Raw genomic sequence first — 23,817 nt, 5'->3', positions numbered from 1 at the left:
GCGGGCACTGGAGCCCGTCCACGCTCACGGGTCCTGCCTTCGCTCTGAACCACGGCGTGCTCCCCGGGCAGTGCTGCGCGGACGCACCTTTGACCGCGCCTCCCGGATGAGGGAACGCGGCGAGAAGCGGGCACGCTGCCGCCGGAACCAGCCAACCGAGCCGCGCATACCCTCCAACGATGACTCGACGGCGCTCCAGTACTCCTCGACCTCACGTTCGGTCGGTTCACCGTACGCAAAGATGTTGGCGTCTGCGCGCTGTGCGAGGAGCGTGGTTGATCCTGCGCTGGCGGGAAAAGCCGTTCCGAGTTCATGTGCACTCTCGCGGCGGGTTGCCCTGGCGTTGGTCTCCGCACCGAGGTCCGTAGCGAGGCTCAACACCTCGCTCCATCCTCCGCCGACCCGCTGGGAAGGCGCGCCGATGTTCGCGCGCCGCTTCCGCCGTCGTACTTTCAGCAGAAAAATGAGCAGCAGCGGAAGCAGCAGGACACCCAACGGGATCAGGGCGAGCGCTATAGCGCGGACCAGCGGACCCCAGTCATCCCAGAAGTCCTTGGTGCGGTCTTCGGCGTCCTGGGGCTCCGGTGCGGAATCCGGCGGCAGTTCGGCCGGTTCCTGCGGCGGCGGCGGAGGCTGGAGAACCTGCGGCTTAGGCGAGGACTTGGGCTGCTGTTGCGGCGGCACCGGTTCGTTGTCCTCCGGAGGGGTGGGGTCGAACGGAACCCAGCCGGCATTGTCGAAGGCGATCTCCACCCAGGCGTGCACGTCTTCACCGGTGAGGGCGAGGGGCGCTGAAGGGTCCTCGACCTCGTCCCAGTCGGGGTAGAAACCCATCACTACCCGGGCCGGAATGTTGAGCTTGCGAGCCATCAGGGCCATCGATACGGCGTACTGCTCGTCGTCGCCGACCATCTGCTCGGCGTCAAGGAGGGTGAGCATGCGGGCGGCGCCGTGGCCGGGCAGGGACGGCGCTTCACCGTCCTTGCCGTTGCTGAAGAAGCCCTGCGAGCTGAGCACCTGCTCGAGGCGACGCGCCCGCTCGATCGGGTCGGAAACTTCTCCCACGTATTCGCTCGCCTTGGACGCGATGATGGGCGGCTCGTTCTGGACGCGCGGGAGGCTAAGGTCCGCGAAGTCATACTGGGTGAGCACCTCGTCACCCGGAACCTCCGGGAAGACCACGTTGATGCTGTAGGTGTCGCCCGACTGCACCCCGATGGTGGACAGTGCGGTCAAGGCGTCATTGTTGTAGTACAGGGACCGGTTGAGGTCCTGTGAGCGTGGTCCGTCCAGATCCACGCCGAGCAGCTCGCCTCCCGTGGGCAGCCACACGCCGTTGTACGCCTCGACGGTGATGTCGAGGGTGGCGACGGTGCCTTCGTCCTCCGCGACGTCCGCGCTGCCGAGCTGCTGCGCATCCCCTACCCGGGCAAAGTTCCCGGCAGCCTGCGGATTCACGTTGTACACCACGCCGTCGTAGGCATCCATCGCGGCGAGCCGGATGCGCTGGCCCTCGGGCAGCCCGTCCACGGTCAGGAGCGTCTCATCAGCCTGGTCCTTGACGTACTTGCGGAAGCTGGTCAGTGGGCTGGGGTAGTCGAACAGATCAACCGGAGGCTCGACGACGTCGCGGAGCACATCGCGGTCCGTGTTCCCCGCCAGCACCGGACTCACCACGAGGGTAACAATGGTGCCGACGGCGAGGACAGCTCCGCCCAGTCCCAGCCGGCGTGCCGTGTTGGAGCGGAAAAGACCGCGAACTCCAACGACACCGACGCCGGGAGGGTCCGGCTGCGCAGCTGTATTTGCCGACAGCGCTCCGGTCTGGTCAGTTCGTGCAATGTCCCGGCGGTACGCCAGCCAGGCGGTTGCTGCGACGATCAGCAGGATGCCACGGAGTTCCGGCAGCGCTGCCCGGTTGGTGCCGAAGGCGATGCTGACGAGGAACAGTCCGAGGACCGGCAGGAGCACCCAGTACGGCGTGCGCACGCGCCAGGCCAGCAGCCCGGCGACCGCCGCGAGCAGGAGGGCTGAAAGGAAAGGCACCACAAGCATGCCGCGGCTGATTCCCACCGGATCCGCGACCGTCAGCAGATCCTTCCAGGAGAAGACGACGCCGACGATCACGACCCGCAGCGATTCAAGCGTGGGCAGGAACCCGAGGAAGGATTCCACCGGCGCGGCCAGCGCGTGTCCCAGCACCAGGTAGGCGCCCAGCAGGACCCCTGCAGTCGGCCAGAAACCCCAGCGGTGGCGGGTGCTCAGCCAGGCCGTGACGAGGCCGATCGCGATCCCACCGAATCCCGCCGCAAGATAGCGCAGGTCCCCGCCGAAAGTGGGGCCGAATCCAACGATTCCGAGACCGAGAAGGAGGACCAGGGCGCCGATATCGATGCCGGTCTGCAGCCTTCCCGGCAGCGTCCTTGCGGCGCGTCCCGCACGGCGGCTCATGCTGCTGCCTTCCGGAGGATGAGGGCGAGGTCGGACAGGTTGCCGAGGGTGAGCACGGTGAGATCTCCGATCGTGGCCCGTCCCGGATCCTGGTCACTCACGCAACGGATGGCAATGCATCTGATGCCGGGCGGAACCGAGGCGGCTGCGGAGCGGAGCTGGGACGGGGTGACGTGTGGGCCCACCACGAAGAACACAACCGAGGCATTCGGTACCGAATCCGCCGTCGTCCTCGCAAGGTCCACTGCGGTGAGGCGCCGGTTCCGGCCCTCGATCCGCGTCATGTCATCGAGCAGGTTGCGCCCGGTTTCGGAGCGCACGGGGCCGTCCTGGGTGAGCACGCTCAGGTTCCGCTGCTCGCGGATGGCCTGCAGTCCGATGGAGCCGGCAACGGACACGCCGAGCTCGAACTCGGCGTCTGATGCGTATTCGGATGTGTTGGTTGAGAGGGCAACGGCGAGGTGGGAGCGGCGGGTTTCCTCGAACTGGCGGACCATGAGCTGGCCGGTCCGCGCCGTCGTCTTCCAGTGAATGTGGCGGCGGTCGTCTCCGGGTACGTAATCGCGCAGCGCGTGGAAGGAGACGTCAGCGCTGGAGAGGTCCTTGGTGGGCAGTCCCTCCAGATCCTTGATGAAGCCGGCCGCCGAGCCGACCAGCGCCACCGTCCGCGGGTGCACGTACAGGTCGGTGGGTTCGGTCCAGAACACCTGGCGGCGCAGCAGGCTCAGCGGATCAGCGCGCACCGAGCGGACCGGCCCCACCACGATGACGGCGCGGCGCTGCGTGGGGATGGTGAACAGGTCTTCGTGCTGCTGGTTCGGCTTGAGTCTTGGCAGGTGGAAAATTGCCGTCGCCGCTCCTACCGGCAGCTCCAGCGAGGCCGGAAGCAGCGCCTTGGCTGAGGTGTTGGAGACGGCAACGCTTCCGACGGCGCGGTCCCCCACCGCCACGCGCGTACGCGTCAGGTCCAGCTCCACAGCGTAGGAGGAGCGGCCGAGAATGAATCCGACGGCCAGGAGAAAGAGAACCGTGCCCAGCAACGCTGCAACGAGCGCTTCCCGCCAGTCGAAGACAGAGCCGAGTATCCAGAGTGCGGTGACAGTTGCGGCAATGATCCACCCGAGCGGACTGACCACTCCCACTACGGGGCCACAGTATTTCCTCAGTCCGTCGAGGATCCGGCTGGCCACCGGCGCGCCTGCGTCCCGCGCCAGCTGCCAGGCTTCCCGGGTCAGTGACCGTGGGTGGAGACGGGACGACGACGCCGTGCGTTTCTGTCTTCCGGTCCGTTCCGGGGACGGCTGGGACGCCCGACGGCGCGCAGGATCAGCCGCGCGCCGTCGTGAGGCGCTTTTTTCCGCGGTTTCCGTGTTCGTTGCCATGAATCCTCAGGAGTGTCAGGCGGTGGCGCGTTGCTGGGGAGCTGACACGTCGGCAAGCACGCGGCGCAGGACGGCCTCGGGTGTTGCTCCGGCGAACTCCGCTTCCGGGTCCATGACAAAGCGGTGGGTCCACACGTACGGCGCCAGTTCCTTGACGTCGTCGGGCAGGACGTAATGCCTGCCCTGGCCGGCAGCCCAGACCTTCGCTGTGCGGACCATGGCCAGTGCCCCGCGCACGCTCACTCCGAGACGCGTCTCCGGTGCAGAGCGGGTCTCCTCCGTCAACCGGGAGATGTACTCGAGCACCGCGTTATCCACGTGGGTTTCCGTCGCCAGATCCGCCATGTCCTTGATGGCCTGGGTGGTGATGATCGGGGTCAGCGCCGCCGAACGGTCACGGGTTGCCGAGCCGCTGAGCAGTTGGACGGTGGAGGCATGGTCCGGGTAGCCGATCATGGTCTTGATCAGGAAGCGGTCAAGCTGCGCTTCCGGAAGACGATAGGTTCCGGCCTGTTCGATCGGGTTCTGGGTTGCGATCACCATGAACGGGCGGTCGTTGGTGTAGCTCACGCCATCCACTGTGACGCGGGATTCTTCCATGACCTCCAGCAGCGCCGACTGGGTTTTCGGCGAGGCGCGGTTGATCTCGTCTGCGAGCACGATGTTCGCGAAGATGGGGCCCTTGTGGAACTCGAACTCCTGCGTCTTCTGGTCATAGATGGTGATGCCCGTGACATCAGAGGGCAGGAGGTCCGGGGTGAACTGGATGCGGGAGTGCGTTCCCTGCACCGTCGCAGCGAGTGACCGTGCCAGCATGGTTTTTCCGGTTCCCGGAGCATCCTCGAGCAGCACATGACCCTCGGCGAGCATCGCGGTCAGGACAAGCCGTACCACGTGGGACTTGCCGAGGACTGCCTGCCCCACGTTGCCAACCAGCTTGTCAAACGTCCCGGCGAACCACGCGGCCTGTTCAGCGGTCATTGTCATGATGATCTGTTCCTTTTTCTCTTGCGGAATCCGTGCTGCCCACGGGAAAGAATACGTGCAGGACGTCGGCTGTCAGCACTGCGGCAGTTTGCTCTGGGCCGGCCCGCCGACGGTCACGTGGCCGGCGTCGATGTAGCGGCCAACGTTGCGCGGCCCTCCAACAATCCGGTACCACTGACCGGTCCGGCCGTAGCCATCGGTGTGGCTGATCCAGCAACCGACAGTGAACTGGTGCTCGGCGTAGAACCACGGGGGATTATTTCCGCCCACGCCTTCACAGGTGAACTCCTCGGGATCGTAGGTGGCCCGGTTCGCGGGGTCGGTGCAGCTGCGCTGCATATGTCCCAGGAGCCGTGTGTCGAGCTGGCTCGGTTGTTCCTTGCCCGCGCGGGCTGTAGCGTTCGCGATTCCCCCTGCTTCGCCGCGGGAGTTCAGCGAGCGAACCCGAATCTCGTGTTGTTGTTCGAAGTTGCCGCTGACCCGCCTCGAACCGGAATTGGCAACATTCTGCCACCCACCGCCGTCGATGCTGATCTGAATCTGCTTGACGTCATGAGCTCCGGTGTTGGGCGGTGCCCAGTTGAAGGTCACGCTGTTTTCGTTCTGTGTACCGTTCTGTCCGCTCGCCGAAGGCTTCCCGGGGTTGCCGTAGGGGCTTACCTGGTTGGAGGTGGCGGGTGAACTCGAGTAGCTGGCGCCGTCGCTGTTGACGATGGCAGTGACCGTAGCGGTCACTGCGGATCCGTTGGCGAGCCCGCCGATCTCCTGGCCGGGCCTGACCGTCATCTGACGACCATCGCTGAACACCGCCTGGTAACTGACTTCGGACGCTCGTGCGCCGTTGCGCTGCTCCGCGTTGAGTTCGCTGAAGCTGATTTGGACGTGGCGGCCCTCGGCGCCGGTACGAGTCTCCTTCAGGCTCACGTTACTCGGCGCTGCAGGAGAACCAACCGCGCGACGAGGTGCTGATTGGGCACCGTATTCGGTCCAGCCTGCCTTGTTGTAGGCGCGGACAGCGTAGCTGTAGTCAGCTTCGGCGTTGGGCACCACGATCGTCTGCTCGGACGCCTGGACCTCGGGCAGGGTACGCACCAGGGCGCCACCGCGGAACTCCTGCACCTGATACTTCGTCACCGCGTCACCATTGGGCGACACGTCTGCCCAGTCGACCACCAGCTGACTCTCCGTGCCCACCGAATCGGCACGCGTCGTCGTCGGCGCAGCAGGGATTCCCGGCAACCCAGCCGGAATCTCAGCCGCGGAGTAGTCGCTCCACTCCGACGGTTCCGGCGCGGCGTTGCGTGCCTGCACCCGGACTTTATAGGCGGTGCCGTTCTCCAGGCCTTCCCAGGTCAGCGGGCTGCCGGTTGCGCTGCGCTGGACCGCACCGTTGGGTGGTGCGGGCGAAATCTGCAGGTCATAGCCCTCGATCGGTGAGCCCTCGTTGGCGGGCGGTGTCCAGTTGACCGTCAGCGATCCGTCACCGAACACCAGCGCCGGCGGAGCGGGCTGGGCCGGCTGTGTGTCCGGACGCGCTACAGCCGATTCCGGCGACGGATCGGAGGTACCGATGTCGTTGGTGGCGGTGACCGTGAATACGTACTCGACGTTGTTGGTGAGCCCGGTCAGCGTGCACGTGGTCGCCGGGCATTCCTGCGTGAACCCGTTGTTGCTGGTGACTGTGTAACCGGTGATCGGCGAACCGTTGTCGGCCGGCGGATCCCAGGACAGGACCACCGACTTGTTCCGGGTGCTTTCGACCACAGGCGTTGACGGCGCCCTCGGCTTGCCCTTCACCGTCAGCACAATTTGCCCCGTCGCCAGGCGCGACTGGTCAGCCGTCTTGTCCTCCACCGTGTACTGCACCGTCATCGTCCCAACAAAGGACTCATCCGGCGTCACCAGAACCGACTCGCCCTGCTGCGACACGCTGCCGTTCCCGTCAGCGACCACATCGACAATGCGCAACGGTTCCTCCGGGAACGGGTTCACGTCGTTGGCCAGCACATCCACCGGGACGGGCTCACCCTGCACGGCGTCAGGCACCTCATCGTCATTCGCCACCGGAAGCGGCCGGTTCGACGCCAACACCGCCAACGCAACTGAACTCGCTGCGGTCTCCTCACCGTCAGATACCGAAATTCCCACGACGCCGGTGAGCCCAGCCTCAGAATTCTCACCGGGTGCCACGCTCAGAACCGAGCCGTCGAGGGACACTTCGAACCCGGCGGGTTGATCACCGGTCAGCGAGAACTCCAGGGTGTCTTCCGGGTTCGGATCGGATGCAAGGCCGGCCAGATCCAGGGAGACCGCCGGCTCAGCAACTGCAACTTCCAGCGATCCAGAGTTCAGGGTGGGCGGGATGTTGGGGCTTTCCGCAGCGGGGATCACGTTGGTGAGTACGGTCAGGGTTGAGCTCAACCCTTCGGGGTCGTCGGGGCCGGTGCCGTCGGTGACCTCGAAGGTGATGGAGCCCTTGCCGGCGTAACCGACGTCCGCGGCGTAGCGGAGGTTGTTCGGATCGACCACCCAGTCGTTGGCGTTGCTGGTCCCGATTGCGGAGACCTTCTCGGTCACCGTCAGCCGCGGCGTCCTGCCTTCCCGGACCTCCACCAACTCCCGCAGGTCGAGAGCCAGTTCCTCTCCTGCCTGCACGTCGATCGGTGCGTCACTGATGAGCGTGGGGTACTGCTCGCTCAGTCCCGGCACCCAAATCACGGCGGTGGCAACACCGCCGTCGATGTCCTCCACCGTGTACGGGATGATCTGAGCCTGCTCGGTGAGCTCAACGCGGACTGCGTTCTCCGCTCCCACTGAGGCGGTGACGGCTGCCGGATCGACCCGAACAACGAGGTCCTCGGCCACACCGTCAGGGTCCTCATCGTTTTTCAGGACCGGCACGTCCACAGCCGTCTGGCCGCGGGTCTCTTCCGACTCCACCCGATCATCACGGGCGATCGGCAACAACAGCGGAGCGTTCTGATCGACGGTGACACTGATATTGCCTGCGGCGGTGCCACCCCGGCTGTCCTGGATGCCATAGCGGACGCTGAAATCACCTTCTGCCTGAGGCGCACTGAACAGCACGCGGCCCTCGACCACCTCCGGAGTCATCTCCTCCGGCGTGCCCGCCAGAGCCTCCGGATCAAGCGCGATCGGGTCACCGTCCGGGTCCGAGTCATTTCGCAGCGCATCGACAGCGATCGCGCGCCCAGGCCGGAGGATCACACCATCGTTCACGGCGATGGGTTTCTGGTTCGCTTCCGCTGCAGGCGCTATGCCCACCTGAATGGTGCCGGTGTTCTCCAGGCCAAGCCGGTCACGGACCGTGTAGGTGAAGGTATCCGTACCCGCTCCGGTGGCCGATGCGGTGAAGTCGATGTAATTGGGGCCGGGAACCGCCGCGCCCATCGTCGGAGCGACGTCGATTCCTGTCAGGAAAGCGGAGTCACCGTCGGCGTCAATGCCGTCCAGCGGAACCGGGATGCGCACCGTCGATCCGGCGATCACACGGGCATCGAGGTTCTTCGGCACGGGTGGGGTATTCGGTGCATCCAACGGTCGGATATTGATCCGTACCTCTGCGGAATCGGTCTGCCCGGTGCTGTCCAACACCTCGTAGATGGCGTAGACAGTCTTCGCCGTGGGTCCAGCCACGAAACGCAGCGAGTTCTCCGACGCGAAGATCCGGCCGTCCGCGAGGTCGATCCCCTGGGCCAGGACAGGACTCAGCGTGAGTTCGTCGCCGTTGGGGTGGGTGTCATTGTCGAGCACCGGGATATTGACGACGTCTCCTGCACGCACTGTGACCTCGTCGGAGTTGGCCTGCGGCGGCAGCAGCGTTTCCGGGCCCTCCACGGGCAGCACGCTCACCTCACCGGTTGCCGAGGCCGTGCCGTTCGACATCGTGTAGGTGATGGTGGTCTGCTCGCTGAGATTCCGCACGTCATGGATGCGCAACACATTGTGATTCAAGATTGCAACGTCCACTGGCGAATCTGCCGGGACTTCGACGGACTGCACCACCAGGACGCCGCCGCCCGGGTCGCTGTCATTTCCGAGAACGTCGACCAACACGTCGCCATTCCGTGGCAGCAGTGCCACATCACGGACGGCGATCGGCGCGCCCTCCGCACCGTCGGCTTTCGCATCGACGCGAATGAGACCGCTGGCGCTCTGCGGGCCGTTGGTCACCAGGTATTCGACGTAATAGGTTCCCGCCGAATTCGGAGTAAAGGCGATGGTGCCGGTGTCATAGTCCGGCGTCACCACTGCATCCCCGCCGGTCAGCTCCGCCTTCGCGAGGCTCAACTGGCCGCCCGCCGGATCGAGGTCATTCTGCAGCGGGCTCAGTTGCGATTCCTGCCCGACGACGGCGGTGAAGTGGTCAAAATTGACCACCGGCGGCAGTGTCCCCGACGCACGCACATCGAAACTGATAACACCGGACACCTCTTCACGGCCGTCCGAGACGACGATGTTGACTTCCTTCACCCCCTGGCCCTTGCCGACATCGCGGAACGTCAACAATCCGTCCGAGCGCGTGCGCACCTGATCCCCATCCGGCGTCGGCTCCGCACTCACCAGGAACAGGTCATCGCCGTCGGGGTCCGTCCAGCTGGAGAGGATGTTCTGGCTGACCGACTTCCCCTCCTCCACAAGGATCTTCGTGGGACGCAGAGGATTTGGCGGCTCATTCGTGTCAGCCCCGCGAACCTCGACGTCGACCTGGGCGGCATCCGTGCCGCCACGTCCGTCCTCGACCTCGTAAGCGAATGTAGAAATACCCACAGGGGCATCTGCCGGCACCACAATCTGCAGTCCTGCACCGTTATAGATGGGCTGCACACTGCCTGCGGCCGGCTGGTCCCCGCTCAATCGCGCCGTGAGCAGGTCACCATCCGGGTCCGTGTCATTGGCGACGACGTTGAGGATGCTGGTCTTGCCTTCACGTGCACCGTAGGAGTCGTCTTCGGCGACCGGAGGACGGTTCTCACCCGTGCGGTCCGGGAGTGTGTTGACCGGGTTCTCACTCGCCGATTCCTGGTCCTCGTCATCGGAATCCTGCTTCGGCGGGATGATGTCGCCCCAGTTGTCCACAAGCTGCATGTTCTGCAGGACCAGCCAGACGTCGCCGGCGTTGACGTCGTTGAGGACCACAACGCTGCGGTTGACCCGGAACACCAGTTCCGATTCCGCACCGAGTTCAGGGATGTCCTGCCGCTGGTCGCTGGCGTCATCCGCGCAGTCGCGGACGTAGACGGCAGGCCCGGCCCACGCCGCGTGGACACAGCCGTCCAACTGCACCGGCGCAGCAGGAACCCCTGTCGCATCCAGCGGTGTGATGACCGGATCGCCACCATTCAGCGGCTGCTTGATCAGCGACGTCGGCGTCGCCACCACCGCAAAGCTGCCCGCCGGTCCGCTCTGCTGCAACCGGCCACCGGCAGCATCCGGCAGGGTGACCGCCTCCCCATCAGGCAAAATGAGCTGCCCGGATTCGCCGTCGAACACAACTGCCTGGTCTCCCACGGCGGCGATCTGCGCGTCACCGAACGTTGACAGCGTTTCCGCCTCGACGACCGTCGGCTCCTCGTAGGTGCCGTCGCGGGCGACCACGTAGGTAGAGACCGTCTTTGCGCCCGGGTCTGCGACCAGCACACGGTTATTCGAGGACACCGCCGCGACCGCACCGGAAGAACCGGTCACCACCGGTTCGGTCTCCTGATCGCTGAAGGCAGCGAGGTTCTGCACCGTTGTAATCCAGACCGCACCACCGGCGCGGTCGGTGACTGCCGCCGTCGTACCGCCCATCGCCACAGCCGCTGAACCGGGAAGCTGTACCTCGGTTCCGCGAACCACGTTGGCGACATCGACGGGGCTGACCTTCGACTGGTCGGAGTTGATGTTGAAGACCGTGGCCTGGTCCTGAATGATGTCGAAGCTGTCGCTATTCGCTGCGTACCCACCGTCCAGAAGCCTGGACTGGTAATTGAGGTGACCCACCATGCCGGTGTTCCGGTTGGTCACCCATACACCGCCGTCGTTCAGATCGACCTCGGCAGTGGCAAAACCGGGATAAAGGAGCGCACCGCCCACCACGGCGATGCTCACTGCGGAAGTGGTCGATACCGACAATGCCCGCTTGTGCCTGGTGCTGAAACGACGCAGGCGATCGAGACCACGATTCATGAGCTGAAATCCCCCCGAAGAATGTACGCCTTGCCCCTCAGGCGTCAAGGACGAGTCTATAGCCTGGCCTGCCGTCCTCCCATCGGCACCGGCACCCATGGGAGGAACGATCGAAGCCTTTGGTACGCGGGAAATCAGCAGCCGCCGTCCCTGCGCGGCATTCCGGCGGGAGGGTTGGCGCCGTGCCCCTGCGCGTGAATCCCCTTCATGATGAGTCCCTGGTTCTTTCCACCGGAGTTCTGGAAGTACCAGACGTTGCCGCCATAGATTACATAGCACCTTGACTTGAAGGACTCGCCGGCATTGATCCAGTGACCGCCGGTGCAGTCTCCCGGCCCGCCGTAGTTTGTAGGTCCGCTGGGAGGATCCATGCAGCTGCGAGAGCTCAACTCCGGTCCGCCGGCCGTGATGGTCCACTCTGTCGGCTTGGGAGGTGGCGGCGGTGGAGCCTCACCGCTTCTGGCTGTTGCTTCAGCAACCGGCCCGAATTCGCCCCGTGAATTCATTGACCGCACCCGGATGATGACACGCTCGTTATAGCCGTCGGTTTTGATGGTGCGGCTATTGGAATTACGGACGTTCTCCCACCCGCCGCCGTTGATCCTGATCTGGATTTGCTTCACATCGTGGGCACCCAGGTTCGGTGGATCCCAGCTCACGGTAACTTCTTTCTGTTCCTTGGCCCCGTCCCGGGCGCCCGCTCTCGCCGCACCGGGGCTGCCGAACGGATTAACCCGGTTGGAGCCTGCAGGTTGGCTACTGTAGTTGGCGCCGTCGCTGTTGACGATGGCGGTGACCGTCGCGGTCACTGCCGTGCCGTTCGGGAACCCGCCGACTTCCTGTCCCGGTCTGATGCCCATCTGGCGGCCGTCGCTGAAGTTCGCCTGGTAGCTCACCTCGGAGGCTCGGGCACCGTTGCGCTGATCAGCGCTGAGTTCGCTGAAGTTGATCACAACGTGACGGCCTTCCGCGTTGGTTCGGGTTTCCTTCAGGCTCACGTTGCTTGGCGCCGCAGGAGAACCAACAGCACGACGCGGCGTGGACTGGGCGCCATATTCGGTCCAGCCGGCCTTGTTGTAGGCACGGACCGCGTAGCTGTAGTCCGCCTCGGCGTTGGGAACGACGATGGTCTGCTCGGACGCCTGCACCTCGGGCAACGTGCGCACCAGGGCGCCCCCGCGGAATTCCTGCACCTGGTACTTCGTCACGGTGTCGCCGTTCGGCGCCACGTCTGCCCAGTCGACCACCAGCTGACTTTCCGTGCCCACTGAGTCGGCGCGCGTCGTCGTCGGCGCAGCAGGGATTCCCGGCAGGCCGGCCGGAATCTCGGCAGCGGAGTAATCACTCCACTCCGACGGATCCGGAGCGGCATTGCGTGCCTGCACCCGAACCTTGTAGGCGGTGCCGTTCTCCAGGCCTTCCCAGGTCAGCGGGCTGCCGGTTGCGCTGCGCTGGACCGCCCCGTTGGGTGGTGCGGGAGAGATCTGGAGGTCATAGCCTTCGACCGGGGAACCCTCGTTGGCTGGAGGTGTCCAGCTCACCGTCAGCGATCCGTCACCGAACACCAGCGCCGGAGGAGCAGGCTGAGCCGGTTGTGTGTCAGGACGCGCGACCGCCGATTCCGGCGACGGGTCGGACGTACCGATGTCGTTGGTGGCGGTGACGGTGAACACGTACTCGACGTTATTGGTGAGCCCGGTCAGCGTACACGTGGTCGCCGGGCACTCCTGGGTGAACCCGTTGTTACTGGTGACCGTGTAACCGGTGATCGGTGAACCGTTGTCAGCCGGCGGATCCCAGGACAGGACCACCGATTTATTTCGCGTGCTTTCGACCACCGGTGTGGAGGGAACGCCCGGCTTGCCCTTGACCGTGAGGAGAATCTGGGCCGTTGCGACGCGGGACAGTTCCCCGGTCTTGTCCTCAATCGTGTACTGCACGGTCATGTTTCCCACAAAGGACTCACCCGGCGTCACGAGGACTGAGTCTCCCTGCTGGGAAACGCTGCCGTTGCCGTCCGCGATGACGTCGACGATCCGCAGCGGCTCTTCCGGGAACGGGTTCACGTCGTTGGTGAGCACGTCCACCGTCACCGGCTCGCCCTGAACGGCGTCAGGCACTTCGTCGTCGTTAGCGACCGGAACCGGCCGGCTGGACGCCAACACCGTCAGCGCCACCAAACTGTTCGCCGTGTCTTCCCCGTCCGTCACGGAGATTCCGATGGTTCCGGTGGTGCCGACCTCGGCGCCGTCCTGGGCTGCGACGGTCAGCACCGAACCGGCGAAGGAGATATCGAAGCCGGCAGGTTGCTCACCGGTGAGCGAGAACTCGAGGGTGTCCTCAGGATTCTGGTCGGCGGCAAGACCGGCCAGATCGAGCGTGACTGCCGGCTCGGCGATGGCAACTTCGAGGGACCCGGAATCCAGGGTCGGCGGGAAGTTGGGGCTTTCCTCAGCGGCGATCACGTTGGTGAGGACGGTGAGGGTGGAGCTCAAGCCCTCCGGGTCATCGGGGCCGGTGCCGTCGGTGACCTCGAAGGTGATGGAGCCCTTGCCGGCGTAATCCGCGTCCGCGGCGTAGCGGAGGTTGTTCGGATCGACCACCCAGTCGTTGGCGTTGCTGGTGCCGATCGCCGTGACCTTCTCAGTGACGGTCAGGCGCGGCGTGCGGCCCTCGCGGACCTCCACCAGCTCGCGCAGGTCGAGAGCGAGTTCCTCCCCCGCCTGCACATCGATGGGAGCGTTGCTGATGAGCGTCGGATACTGTTCACTCAGCCCGGGTACCCAGATGACGGCGGTCGCGACACCACCGTCGATGTCCTCGACGGAGTACGGAATGGACTGCGGCTCCGGTGTCAGCTCGACGCGGACCACGTTCTCCGCACCCACGGCCGCGGTGGCATCGGCGGGGTCAACGCTGACTTCCAAATCCTCTGCGACGCCGTCCGGATCCTCGTCGTTTTTCAGGACCGGAACGTCCACGGCGGTCTGTCCGCGGGTCTCGGTCACCTCGACCCTGTCATCACGCGCGATGGGCAGGAGCAGTGGAGCGTTCTGGTCGACCGTCACGTTGATGTTGCCGTTGGCGGAGGCACCGCGATCATCAGCCACTGAGTAGCGGACGCTGAAGTCTCCCTCGGCCTGGGGTGCGCTGAACAGCACGCGGCCCTCGACCACCTCCGGAGCCATTTCCTCGGGGGTGGCAGTGACCCCCTCGGGATCAAGCGCGATGGGGTCGCCGTCGGGGTCTGAATCGTTGCGCAGCGCGTCGACGGCAATGGCGCGGCCGGGCCGGAGGATGACGCCGTCGTTGACGGCAATGGGTTTCTGGTTCGCTTCCGCGGCAGGAGCTATGCCCACCTGAATGGTGCCGGTGTTCTCCAGGCCAAGCCGATCGCGGACGGTGTAGGTGAAGGTGTCGGTCCCCGCTCCGGTGGCCGATGCGGTGAAGTCGATGTAGTTCGGTCCCGGGATCGCTGCGCCCATCGTCGGAGCGGCGTCGATGCCGGTGAGGAAGGACGAGTCGCCATCCGCGTCGATACCGTCCAGCGGGACCGGGATCCGGACCGTCGATCCGGCGATGACGCGCGCGTCGAGGTTCTTCGGTACCGGAGGCGTGTTGCGCTCATCGAGCGGCCGGATGTTGATCCGTACCTCCGCCGAGTCCGTCTGCCCGGTGCTGTCCAGCACCTCGTAGATGGCGTACACAGTTTTGGCTGTGGTGCCGGCGACGAAACGCAGTGAGTTCTCCGAGGCGAAAATCCGGCCGTCCCCGAGGTCGATCCCCTGAGCGAGTACGGGATTCAGGGTCAGCTCATCGCCGTTGGGGTGAGTGTCGTTGTCGAGCACCGGTATGTTGACGACGTCACCGGCGCGTACCGTGACCTCGTCGGAGTTGGCCTGCGGCGGCAGGGGCGTCTCCGGGCCCTCCACCGAGAGCACGCTTACTTCCCCGGTGGCGGACGCCTTGCCATTCGAGATTGTGTAGGTGATGGTGGTCTGCTCGCTGAGGTTCCGCACGTCGTGGATGCGCAGCACGTTGTGATCGAGTACCGCGACCTCCAGCGGTGAACCGGCCGGTACATCCACTGACTGCACCACCAGCACGCCACCCGAAGGGTCGCTGTCATTACCCAGAACGTCGACCAGCACATCGCCGTTGCGCGGCAGCAACGCCACATCGCGGACGGCGACTGGAGCCCCCTCAGCGCCGTCGGCTTTCGCATCAACCCGAATGAGGCCACTGGCGCTCTGTGGACCGTTGGTCACCAGGTACTCGACGTAGTAAGTGCCCGCCGCGTTGGGAGTGAAAGCGATGGTGCCGGTGTCATAATCCGGTGTTGCCACCGCATCCCCGCCGGTGAGTTCCGCCTTCGCCAGGCTGAGCTGACCACCTGCCGGATCGAGATCGTTCTGCAGTGGGCTGAGTTGGGATTCCTGCCCGACGACGGCAGTGAAGTGATCGAAATTGACCACCGGCGCCAACGTCCCTGCTGCGCGGACATCGAAACTGATGACGCCGGACACCTCTTCACGGCCGTCCGAGACGACGATGTTAACTTCCTTCACGCCCTGGCCCTTGCCGACGTCGCGGAAGGTCAGCAGCCCGTCCGAGCGGGTTCTCACCTGATCACCGTCCGGCGTCGGCTCCGCACTCACCAGGAACAGGTCATCGCCGTCCGGGTCCATCCAGCTGGAGAGGATGTTCTGGCTGACGGACTTGCCCTCCTCCACAAGAATTTTCGTGGAGCGCAATGGGTTGGGCGGCTCATTCGAATCAGCCCCGCGAATATCCAGGGTGACCTGCGCGGAATCGCTGCCTCCGCGTCCGTCGGACACTTCATAGGTGAAGGTGGAGTTGCCGGGCGTGGCGTTCGGCGGGACCACAATCTGCAGTCCTGCACCGTTGTAGATGGGCTGCACGCTGCCTGCGGCCGGCGGTTCCCCGGTCAGGGTACTCGTCAGGAGATCGCCGTCCGGGTCTGTGTCATTGGCGACGACGTTCAGAATAGTGGTGCGGCCGGCTCTTGCGCCGTAGGTATCGTCTTCGGCTACCGGAGGACGGTTTTCACCGGTGCGGTCTGGGAGCGTGTTGACCGGGTTCTCACTCGCGGACTCCTGGTCCTCGTCATCGGACTCATCCTTCGGCGGGATGATGTCACCCCAGTTATCGACCAACTGCATGTTCTGCAGCACCAGCCAGACATCACCGGCGTTGACATCGTTGAGAACGACAACGCTGCGATTGACCCGGAACACCAGTTCCGATTCCGCACCGAGTTCGGGGATGTCCTGCCGCTGATCACTGGCATCATCGGCGCAGTCGCGGACGTAGACCGCAGCTCCGGCCCAGGCAGCGTGGACACAACCGTCCAACTGCACCGGCGCAGCGGGAACACCGGTGGAATCCAGCGGCGTCACGATCGGATCCCCGCCACTCAGCGGCTGCTTGATCAACGACGTCGGTGTGGCCACCACCGCGAAACTGCCCGCCGGGCCGCTCTGCTGCAGACGCCCACCCACAGCATCCGGAAGGGTCACCGCCTCTCCGCCGGGCAGGACGAGCTGACCGGACTCGCCGTCGAACACCACTGCCTGATCTCCCACAGCGGCGATCTGCGCGTCACCGAACGATCCCAGTGCCTCCGCCTCGACGAGGGCGGGCTCCTCATAGGTGCCGTCGGGGGCAACCACGTAGGTAGACACCGTCGCAGCGGACGGGTCTGCAACCAGCACGCGATTGTTCGAAGAAACCGCAGCAACCACACCGGAAGAACCGGTCACCACCGGCTCGGTTTCCTGGTCACTGAAAGCAGCGAGGTTCTGCACCGTGGTAATCCAGACCGCACCACCGGCACGGTCCGTCACCGCCGCCGTCGTACCCCCCATGGCCACCGCTGCTGAACCGGGCAGCTGAACTTCAGTGCCGCGGACCACGTTGGCCACGTCGACGGGGCTGACCTTGGATTGATCAGAGTTGATATTGAAGACCGTGGCCTGGTCCTGAATGATGTCGAAGCTGTCACTGTTCGCTGCGTAGCCGCCGTCCAGGAGCCGCGACTGGTAATTAAGGTGACCCACCATTCCGGTGTTGTTATTCGTCACCCACACACCGCCGTCGTTCAGGTCAACTTCGGCAGTGGCAAAACCGGGATAAAGCAAGGCACCGCTGATCACACCCATGCTGACGGCAGAGGCAGTGGATACCGATAATGCTCGTTTGTGTTTGGTGCTGAATCGTCGAAGGCGGTTCAGTAGCTTCACAATGTTCCCCGGGTGAGACGCTGGACGGCCGCTTCCTCACTCAATAGGAGGCGGCCGGAATACTTGACCGATTAAAGTGTTGCATGACTTCGCAAACCGGCCGACCGGCACTCGTGGGTACTTGTGCCCATCGGTGAGGCGTTGTCAGTCGTGAATGAAACAGTCAGTCGAGAACCAGGCCGGTGCCGGTGCCGCGCGCGAGCGTCACGGGGTGAACTTCCCCGAAACCGCGTACGGTCCGCGCTTTGTGGGGCATCAGCACAAAGCGTTCGTTCTCGCGCAGGGTTGCGGCGGTGGAGGCGTCGATCAACACCGTGCCGGGCTCCGCCAGCGAGGTCAGGCGGGCCGCCAGGTTCACCGTGGGCCCGTAGATGTCACCCAGTCTGGACAGGATCCGGCCCCACACCATGGAGACGCGCGCCGAGGGAAGTAGGTCGTCCTCGGTGAACGCCTTGGCGAGCGCCAGCGAAATTTCAGCGCCGGCCTCGGGCGTCTCGGCAATGTAGAGCACTTCATCGCCGATGGTCTTCACCAGGCGTCCGCCGCCGACAGAGATGATCTCCGCGCTTCGGTTTTCGAACCGCTGCACCAGTTGGGCGAGGGTGCGTTCATTCATCTGCCGGGACAGGCTCGTGTAGGAGACCAGGTCCGCGAACCCGACGGCGCGGGCCAGCGGCAGCGGTGCGTCGTCCTCGGCTCCTTCAGGCCCTCCCGCGCTAGAGGCGAGCCCCGACTCCGAGCGGACGGCCAGCCGTTGGACCGCTGCGTTCATCTGGCGGCGCCACGCGTAGACCAGCGTCTTCTCGAGCGGCTCGAGCAGGTGCGGAAGCTCGGCAACGAGGTTCCGGCGGGCAGCGGAGTCGGAGATTCCACGCTGAACCACCATCTCCTCGACAAGCGCCTCAATCTGCCACACCACCATGCGATCCGTCATCTGCCCGATGGCACGGGTGATGGAAATTGCCGCCGATTCCGTCAGCTGCTCTTTGCGCACCAGTTCGATGATGGTGGTCAGGGCTTCCATGTCCTTTTCGGTGAACGCGACGTCGTCGTCCCCGATGTTGGGAAATCCCATTGCGCGCCAGAGCTTCCGCGCGGACAGCAGGGACACCCCGGCACCTGTTGCCACATCCCTGCGGCGCAGCGTTCGTTCAGCGCCGAGCAGTTCAACCTCGAGGCGCCGGATGGCGTCGCGGTCCAGCTTCTCCGGCGGCGGAGGCAGGTCTGCCCGGTTGAACGCCGGCATGGAAAGGGTCAAGGGGTTGTCGGGGTCATCGGCAAAGGAGCCGGTGCCACCGGCTTCAGTTCCATCCGTGCCGCTGTTGGCGCTCATCACCGCTCCTGTTCCATGCTTCGTCTTCTACCCCGTCCACCGGCTCCGCTTCCATATCTACACCATCGAACATGGCGGTCAGCGGTAGGTCGCTGATCGCAGCCACCATGTACTCCTTGAACGTATGCACCTGCGGAACCTCGCGGAAGGAGAGGATCCGGTCTCGGCCCAGATCAACAAACAACGTGCCTCCACCGGTAAGCCGCTCGACGAGGGCCTGCTCGATGATGATCTGGAAGATTCCCGTCAGCCGAACTTCCCGCTCACTGCGCCTGGTGATACCTGCCCGCCGGATCAGCCGCCGGCTGGTCAGGATATACCGGGTGCCGGCCCAGCGCAGCAGCGGCCGGAGGAAGACGCGGAACAGGAAAAGCAGCATAAGGAGCAGGAATACGGTGACAATCGCCGGGCCCCATTGCTCCCACCCGAGCGGCAGCTGTGACCGGCTGAACCAACCGAGCCCGTAGCCGGCACCGGCCAGAATCAGCAGGGCCAGGCAGAACGGAACCAGCAGGCGCCGCGGGTGTGGCCGGGTACGCACCACCACGTGCTCCCCCGGCTCGAGTCTTATCCGCATGATCGTGCATCCGGTGCGTGCCGCATTGGTCGAGCTCCTCCTTACAGCGTCAGCGGCCGCAGATGTACGACGTCGCCCGCCGAGACCGTATGCCTCTCACCATCCTCATCGCGCACCACCAGGGCACCGTGGGAATCGAGATTCATGGCACGCCCGGTGATGACGCTGCCGTTGGGCAGATCAGCCTGGACATCCTGGCCCAGCGTCACCATGCGTTCGCTGACCCGTGTGAGCAGCGAGGCGCCGCCCTTCCAGGGGCGGGTTGCGTCGCCGTCGACCGCGGTGAAGTCACCGTAATGTGCTGACAGGCGGCGCAGATAGGCCTTCAGGAGGATGTTCCGGTCCGTGGTGGCGGCGTATTCAAGCAGCAGGCTGGTGGCGGTGGGGACCGGCAGTTCCTGATCGGTGAGGCTGACGTTCACACCCGCACCGACGACGACGGCGGGCGGCTCGGCGTTGGCGCCCGGCACGAGCTGGGCGAGGACACCGGCCAGCTTGCGGCCGTCAACGTGGACGTCATTGGGCCACTTGAGTTGGGGAGAGATTTCGGTGCGTTCCTCGATGCTCTCCGAGAGCGCGAGCGCCGCCAGCAGGGACATCCACGCGTAACTCTGCGTTGGTAGGGGCCGGCCCTCCGGATTATGGGGGCGCAGCAGAACGCTGACGAACAGCGAGGAGCGCTCCGGCGCCGTCCAGATCCTGTCCAGCCTGCCGCGGCCGGCCGTCTGCTCCTCGGCGGTGAGCACGCTGAGATCCGGCCAGTTCCCGGGATCCTCGACGCAGTGCTCCGCAAGGTCGGTGTTGGTTGAGCCCGTTGCCTCCACCAGGTCCAGCCTGCCGTAGGGACCCTGCGGGCGGCACAGCGCCTCGCGCAGGCCGTTCTCGTCCAGGCCCGGACGTTCAAGGTTGGAGTAGCGGGATGTCATTGTCCAAGCCTACTGGGCGCCGGAACCGCGCTGGAGACGGCCCGCAGTCAGACGATTCCGGTGGTTCCCAGGAGGGATCCCACGGCGTAGGTGACGGCCATGGCAAGCGCTCCGCCGAGGACGAGCCTCGCCATCGCCCGGCGCCGGGAGCTGCCCCCGACCTGCGCGCTGACTGCACCGGTGATGGCCAGTGCAACAAGAACCGCTACAAACGTGAACGGGATGCGGACACCTGCGGGGAGGATGAGAATTGTCAGGAGGGGCAGGACGGCCCCTGCCGCGAAGGATGCAGCAGACGCAAAGGCAGCATGCCACGGATTGACGACCTCGAGTTCGTCGATGTTCAGCTCCGCTGAGAGGTGCGCGGCGAGGGCATCGTGCTGGGTCAGCTCCTCGGCGACCTGGCGGGCAGTTTCGCTGCTGAGCCCACGCTGCTCATACAGACCGGCCAGCTCGGTCAGCTCTCCGTCCGGATCATCGCGCAGTTCCTGGCGCTCCTTCTCGATCAAGGCTTCCTGGCTGTCCCGTTGGCTGCTCACCGAAACATATTCGCCGAGCGCCATGGACACCGCTCCGCCGACGACGGCGGCCGTTCCAGCGATGAGGATCGGGGCGACAACATTAGTCACTCCTGCGACACCGACGACGGTGGCGGCAGTCGATACGATACCGTCGTTTGCTCCCAGGACTGCGGCGCGAAGCCAGTTCAAGCGAGCTGCAACCCCGTTGTCATGCGGTTCAGCCGCGTGTCCTCCTGGATCAGTCATGACAGAAGTACAGCACCGATGACCGGTTCCCACCAGGCAGATGCAGGGCCCGGCCGGCGCACGGCTGCCGGGCAGCCGTCAACCTAGAGGAAGATGTCCGGCACCAGTCGGTCCTCGGGAGCGCCGAGGCTGTAGCGGCTGAAGTCGGTGACGCCTTCGGAGCGCAGGACTTCCTCGTCGGTGAAGAAGTTCCCGGTGCACTCGCGCGCCGGCCGGACCAGCACGGCGTGGGCGGCGTCAGCGACGATGTCCGGTGTCCGGGCAGCCTTGATGAGTTCGCTCCCGCCGGGCATGTTGCGGATCGCCGCGGTGTCGATCAACGTGGCCGGCCAGAGCGAGTTGACGGCGATGCCTTCGTCCCGGAGTTCCTCGGCGAGCCCGAGCGTTGTCAGGCTCATGCCGTACTTGGCCATGGTGTAGGCAAGGTGCTTTCCCGCCCAGACCGGATCCAGGTTCAGCGGCGGGGAGAGCGTCAGGATGTGGGCATTCGTAGCCTTACACAGCGCCGGCAAGGCGAACTTGCTCAGCATGAACGTCCCGCGCACGTTGATGTCCGCCATCAGGTCATAGCGCTTCATGGACACGTCGGCCGTTTTCGAGAGGTCGATCGCCGACGCATTGTTGATAACGACGTCGATACCTCCGAATTCGGCGACCGTCGCCTCCACCGCCGAGGCGACGTCGTCGTCGTTTCTTACATCCCCCACGAGGGCCAGCGCTCCGCCGCCGGCTGCGCGGATCTCTTCCGCGGCGGTGTGCACGGTGCCTTCGAGACTGGGGTGGGGCTCGCCCGTTTTGGCGAGAATGGCGACGTTGGCGCCGTCACGCGCCGCACGGAGGGCGATGGCCAGGCCGATCCCCCTGCTGCCGCCGGACATGAGGATGGTGCGCCCTGAAAGGGTGCCGGACACAGGTGCGCCATTGCGGGTCATAGGTGACACCATAATCGGCACAGGGGGTGGGGAACCTAATTGTTACTCGTGGGTAACTTCGGGGCGGGCGCTAAGTCTTTCAAGAAGTTGTTGTAGGTGTTCTACAGCTATGCGGGTCGTTTTGCTTACTAGACTGGGCGAGAAGCCCGGTTCTTTGGAGGAAACCTACTTAAGGCCCCTCGAGACCGGCTACTCGCCCGCCACCAGGACACCAATCGGAAGAGACTCGATGCAACCCGAAACGCTTCCCCTCGAGCAGGGCACCGAAGACGCAGTCGACACCGGGCCAGACCTCCAGACAACCGCAGGCAAGCTAGCCGACTTCCGGCAACGCCAGGAACGGACGTTAGCGCCTTCCGGCCCGGAGGCGATCGAGAAGCAGCATGCCCGGGGCAAGGGCACGGCACGCGAGCGCATCGACCTGCTCGTGGACCCGGGTTCCTTCGTGGAGTTCGACGCCCTTGCCGTCCACCGGTCCACGGCATTCGGCATGGAGAAGAAAAAGCCCGTCGGCGACGGCGTGGTATCCGGCTACGCCACCGTGGACGGCCGGCAGATCGCGATCTACAGCCAGGACTTCACGGTCTACGGTGGATCGCTCAGCCAGGTCAACGGCGAGAAAATCGTCAAGGTTCAGGAATTCGCGCTCCGTAACGGCTGCCCGCTGGTGGGGATCAACGACGGCGGCGGCGCACGCATCCAGGAGGGCGTTGCATCGCTCGCGATGTTCGCTGACATCTTCCGCAACAACGTGCATGCCTCCGGCGTGGTCCCGCAGATTTCGCTCATCATGGGCCCGTGTGCCGGCGGCGCGGCGTACTCCCCCGCGCTGACCGACTTCGTGGTCATGGTGGACAAGAGCTCGCACATGTTCATCACCGGCCCCGACGTCATCAAGACCGTCACCGGCGAGGACGTGGACATGGAAACCCTGGGAGGCGCGCGGCAGCACAACTCCACCACGGGAACCTCCGCCTACCTGGCCACCGATGAGCAGGACGCCATCGACTTTGTCCGGGAGCTGCTCGACTTCCTGCCCTCCAACAACCTCGCCGAAGCACCGCTGACCGAGTTCACCGAGGACCTCGAAATCAATGAGGCTGACACTCAGCTGGACACGCTCATCCCCGACTCCGCCAACCAGCCGTACGACATGCACACCGTTATCTCAACAATCGTGGATGACGGCCATTTCCTGGAGATGCAGTCTCTCTATGCGCCGAACGTGGTGATCGGCTACGCCCGCGTGGAGGGCCACACCATCGGAATCGTCGCCAACCAGCCGATGCAGTTCGCGGGCACCCTGGACATCGCTGCCTCAGAGAAGGCCGCACGGTTTGTCCGCCATTGCGACGCGTTCAACATTCCCATCCTCACCCTGGTGGACGTCCCGGGCTTCCTGCCGGGCAAGGACCAGGAGTTCAACGGCATCATCCGTCGCGGCGCCAAGCTCCTCTATGCCTACGCCGAAGCCACGGTTCCCAAGATCACCGTCATCACCCGAAAGGCCTACGGCGGCGCGTACATCGTCATGGGTTCCAAGAAGCTTGGCGCGGACCTCAACCTCGCCTGGCCCACGGCGCAGATCGGCGTCATGGGCGCACAGGGCGCGGTGAACATCCTGTACCGCAGTCACCTGAAATCAGTAGCCGACGCCGGAGGCAACGTTGAAGCCGCCCGCAGCGAGGTGATCAATCAGTATGAAGAGGAACTGCTGAATCCCTACCAGGCCGCGCAGTTGGGTTATGTGGACGCGGTGATTGCGCCGTCGGACACCAGGATTCAGGTTGTCCGCGGTCTGCGCGCGCTGCGCGACAAGCGCGCTTCGCTGCCCGCCAAGAAGCATGGGAACATCCCGCTGTGAGCGCGGACCTCTCGCCTACAGAAGAAGCCGAGCCGCTGTTTCAGGTGGTGGCAGGGAACCCGACGGCGGAGGAGCTGGCGGCTCTCGCCGTCGTCGTGCTTGGACTGCAGGCGAACGACGACGGCGCGCGCCGGCACGCGCCG

The 23,817-nt window shown here is 65.0% G+C and carries 12 protein-coding genes; 2 read left to right on the top strand and 10 right to left on the bottom strand.

Features of this window, described 5'->3' with window-relative positions; genetic code table 11:
* Positions 1-24: 24 nt before the first annotated feature.
* The 10 genes from P4U43_RS08255 to P4U43_RS08210 form a co-directional block, all read right to left on the bottom strand.
* Positions 25-2,451 (bottom strand): transglutaminase family protein, encoded by a 2,427-nt coding sequence (locus P4U43_RS08255; RefSeq protein ID WP_277358301.1) that lies wholly within the window; start codon positions 2,449-2,451, stop codon positions 25-27.
* A complete protein-coding gene (locus P4U43_RS08250) occupies positions 2,448-3,833 on the bottom strand; it encodes a DUF58 domain-containing protein (RefSeq protein WP_277358300.1) in 1,386 nt (461 codons plus the stop codon). Before P4U43_RS08250 ends, P4U43_RS08255 begins: the two co-directional genes overlap by 4 nt.
* A gap of 15 nt (positions 3,834-3,848) precedes the next feature.
* Positions 3,849-4,820, bottom strand: a complete 972-nt coding sequence (locus P4U43_RS08245) for an AAA family ATPase (RefSeq protein ID WP_056548647.1) — start codon at positions 4,818-4,820, stop codon at positions 3,849-3,851.
* A gap of 72 nt (positions 4,821-4,892) precedes the next feature.
* Entirely contained in the window at positions 4,893-11,012 is a 6,120-nt protein-coding gene (locus P4U43_RS08240; RefSeq protein ID WP_277358299.1) for an Ig-like domain-containing protein, read from the bottom strand.
* Positions 11,013-11,146: 134 nt separating this feature from the next.
* Entirely contained in the window at positions 11,147-17,194 is a 6,048-nt protein-coding gene (locus tag P4U43_RS08235; RefSeq protein ID WP_277358298.1) for an Ig-like domain-containing protein, read from the bottom strand.
* 244 nt (positions 17,195-17,438) lie between these two features.
* Entirely contained in the window at positions 17,439-18,521 is a 1,083-nt protein-coding gene (locus tag P4U43_RS08230; RefSeq protein ID WP_235563308.1) for an adenylate/guanylate cyclase domain-containing protein, read from the bottom strand.
* Positions 18,522-18,576: 55 nt separating this feature from the next.
* A complete protein-coding gene (locus P4U43_RS08225; RefSeq protein ID WP_277358297.1) occupies positions 18,577-19,185 on the bottom strand; it encodes a PH domain-containing protein in 609 nt (202 codons plus the stop codon).
* 41 nt (positions 19,186-19,226) lie between these two features.
* A complete protein-coding gene (locus P4U43_RS08220) occupies positions 19,227-20,111 on the bottom strand; it encodes a biotin--[acetyl-CoA-carboxylase] ligase (RefSeq protein ID WP_277358296.1) in 885 nt (294 codons plus the stop codon).
* Between the two features lie 47 nt (positions 20,112-20,158).
* Complete coding sequence (locus tag P4U43_RS08215; protein ID WP_277358295.1) at positions 20,159-20,878, bottom strand: VIT1/CCC1 transporter family protein; 720 nt, start codon at positions 20,876-20,878, stop codon at positions 20,159-20,161.
* Between the two features lie 83 nt (positions 20,879-20,961).
* Positions 20,962-21,810, bottom strand: coding sequence for an SDR family oxidoreductase (locus P4U43_RS08210; RefSeq protein WP_277358294.1), 849 nt, complete (start codon positions 21,808-21,810; stop codon positions 20,962-20,964).
* A 229-nt stretch (positions 21,811-22,039) separates the two neighbouring features.
* Here P4U43_RS08210 and P4U43_RS08205 point away from each other — a divergent pair, with 229 nt between their 5' ends.
* Both P4U43_RS08205 and P4U43_RS08200 read left to right on the top strand, forming a co-directional pair.
* The gene (locus P4U43_RS08205) at positions 22,040-23,674 is read left to right on the top strand and encodes an acyl-CoA carboxylase subunit beta (protein ID WP_277358293.1); all 1,635 of its coding nucleotides are present in this window, start codon (positions 22,040-22,042) and stop codon (positions 23,672-23,674) included.
* A partial coding sequence (locus P4U43_RS08200) for an acyl-CoA carboxylase subunit epsilon (protein ID WP_318533015.1) occupies positions 23,671-23,817 on the top strand: 147 nt, incomplete at its 3' end. The genes P4U43_RS08205 and P4U43_RS08200, both read left to right, overlap by 4 nt.

The sequence above is a fragment of the Arthrobacter vasquezii genome (genome assembly GCF_029455255.1).
Lineage (GTDB): Bacteria > Actinomycetota > Actinomycetes > Actinomycetales > Micrococcaceae > Arthrobacter_D > Arthrobacter_D parietis.
The sequence above is the reverse complement of the archived record's forward strand: the minus strand, read 5'-3'. Positions and strand labels throughout refer to the sequence as shown.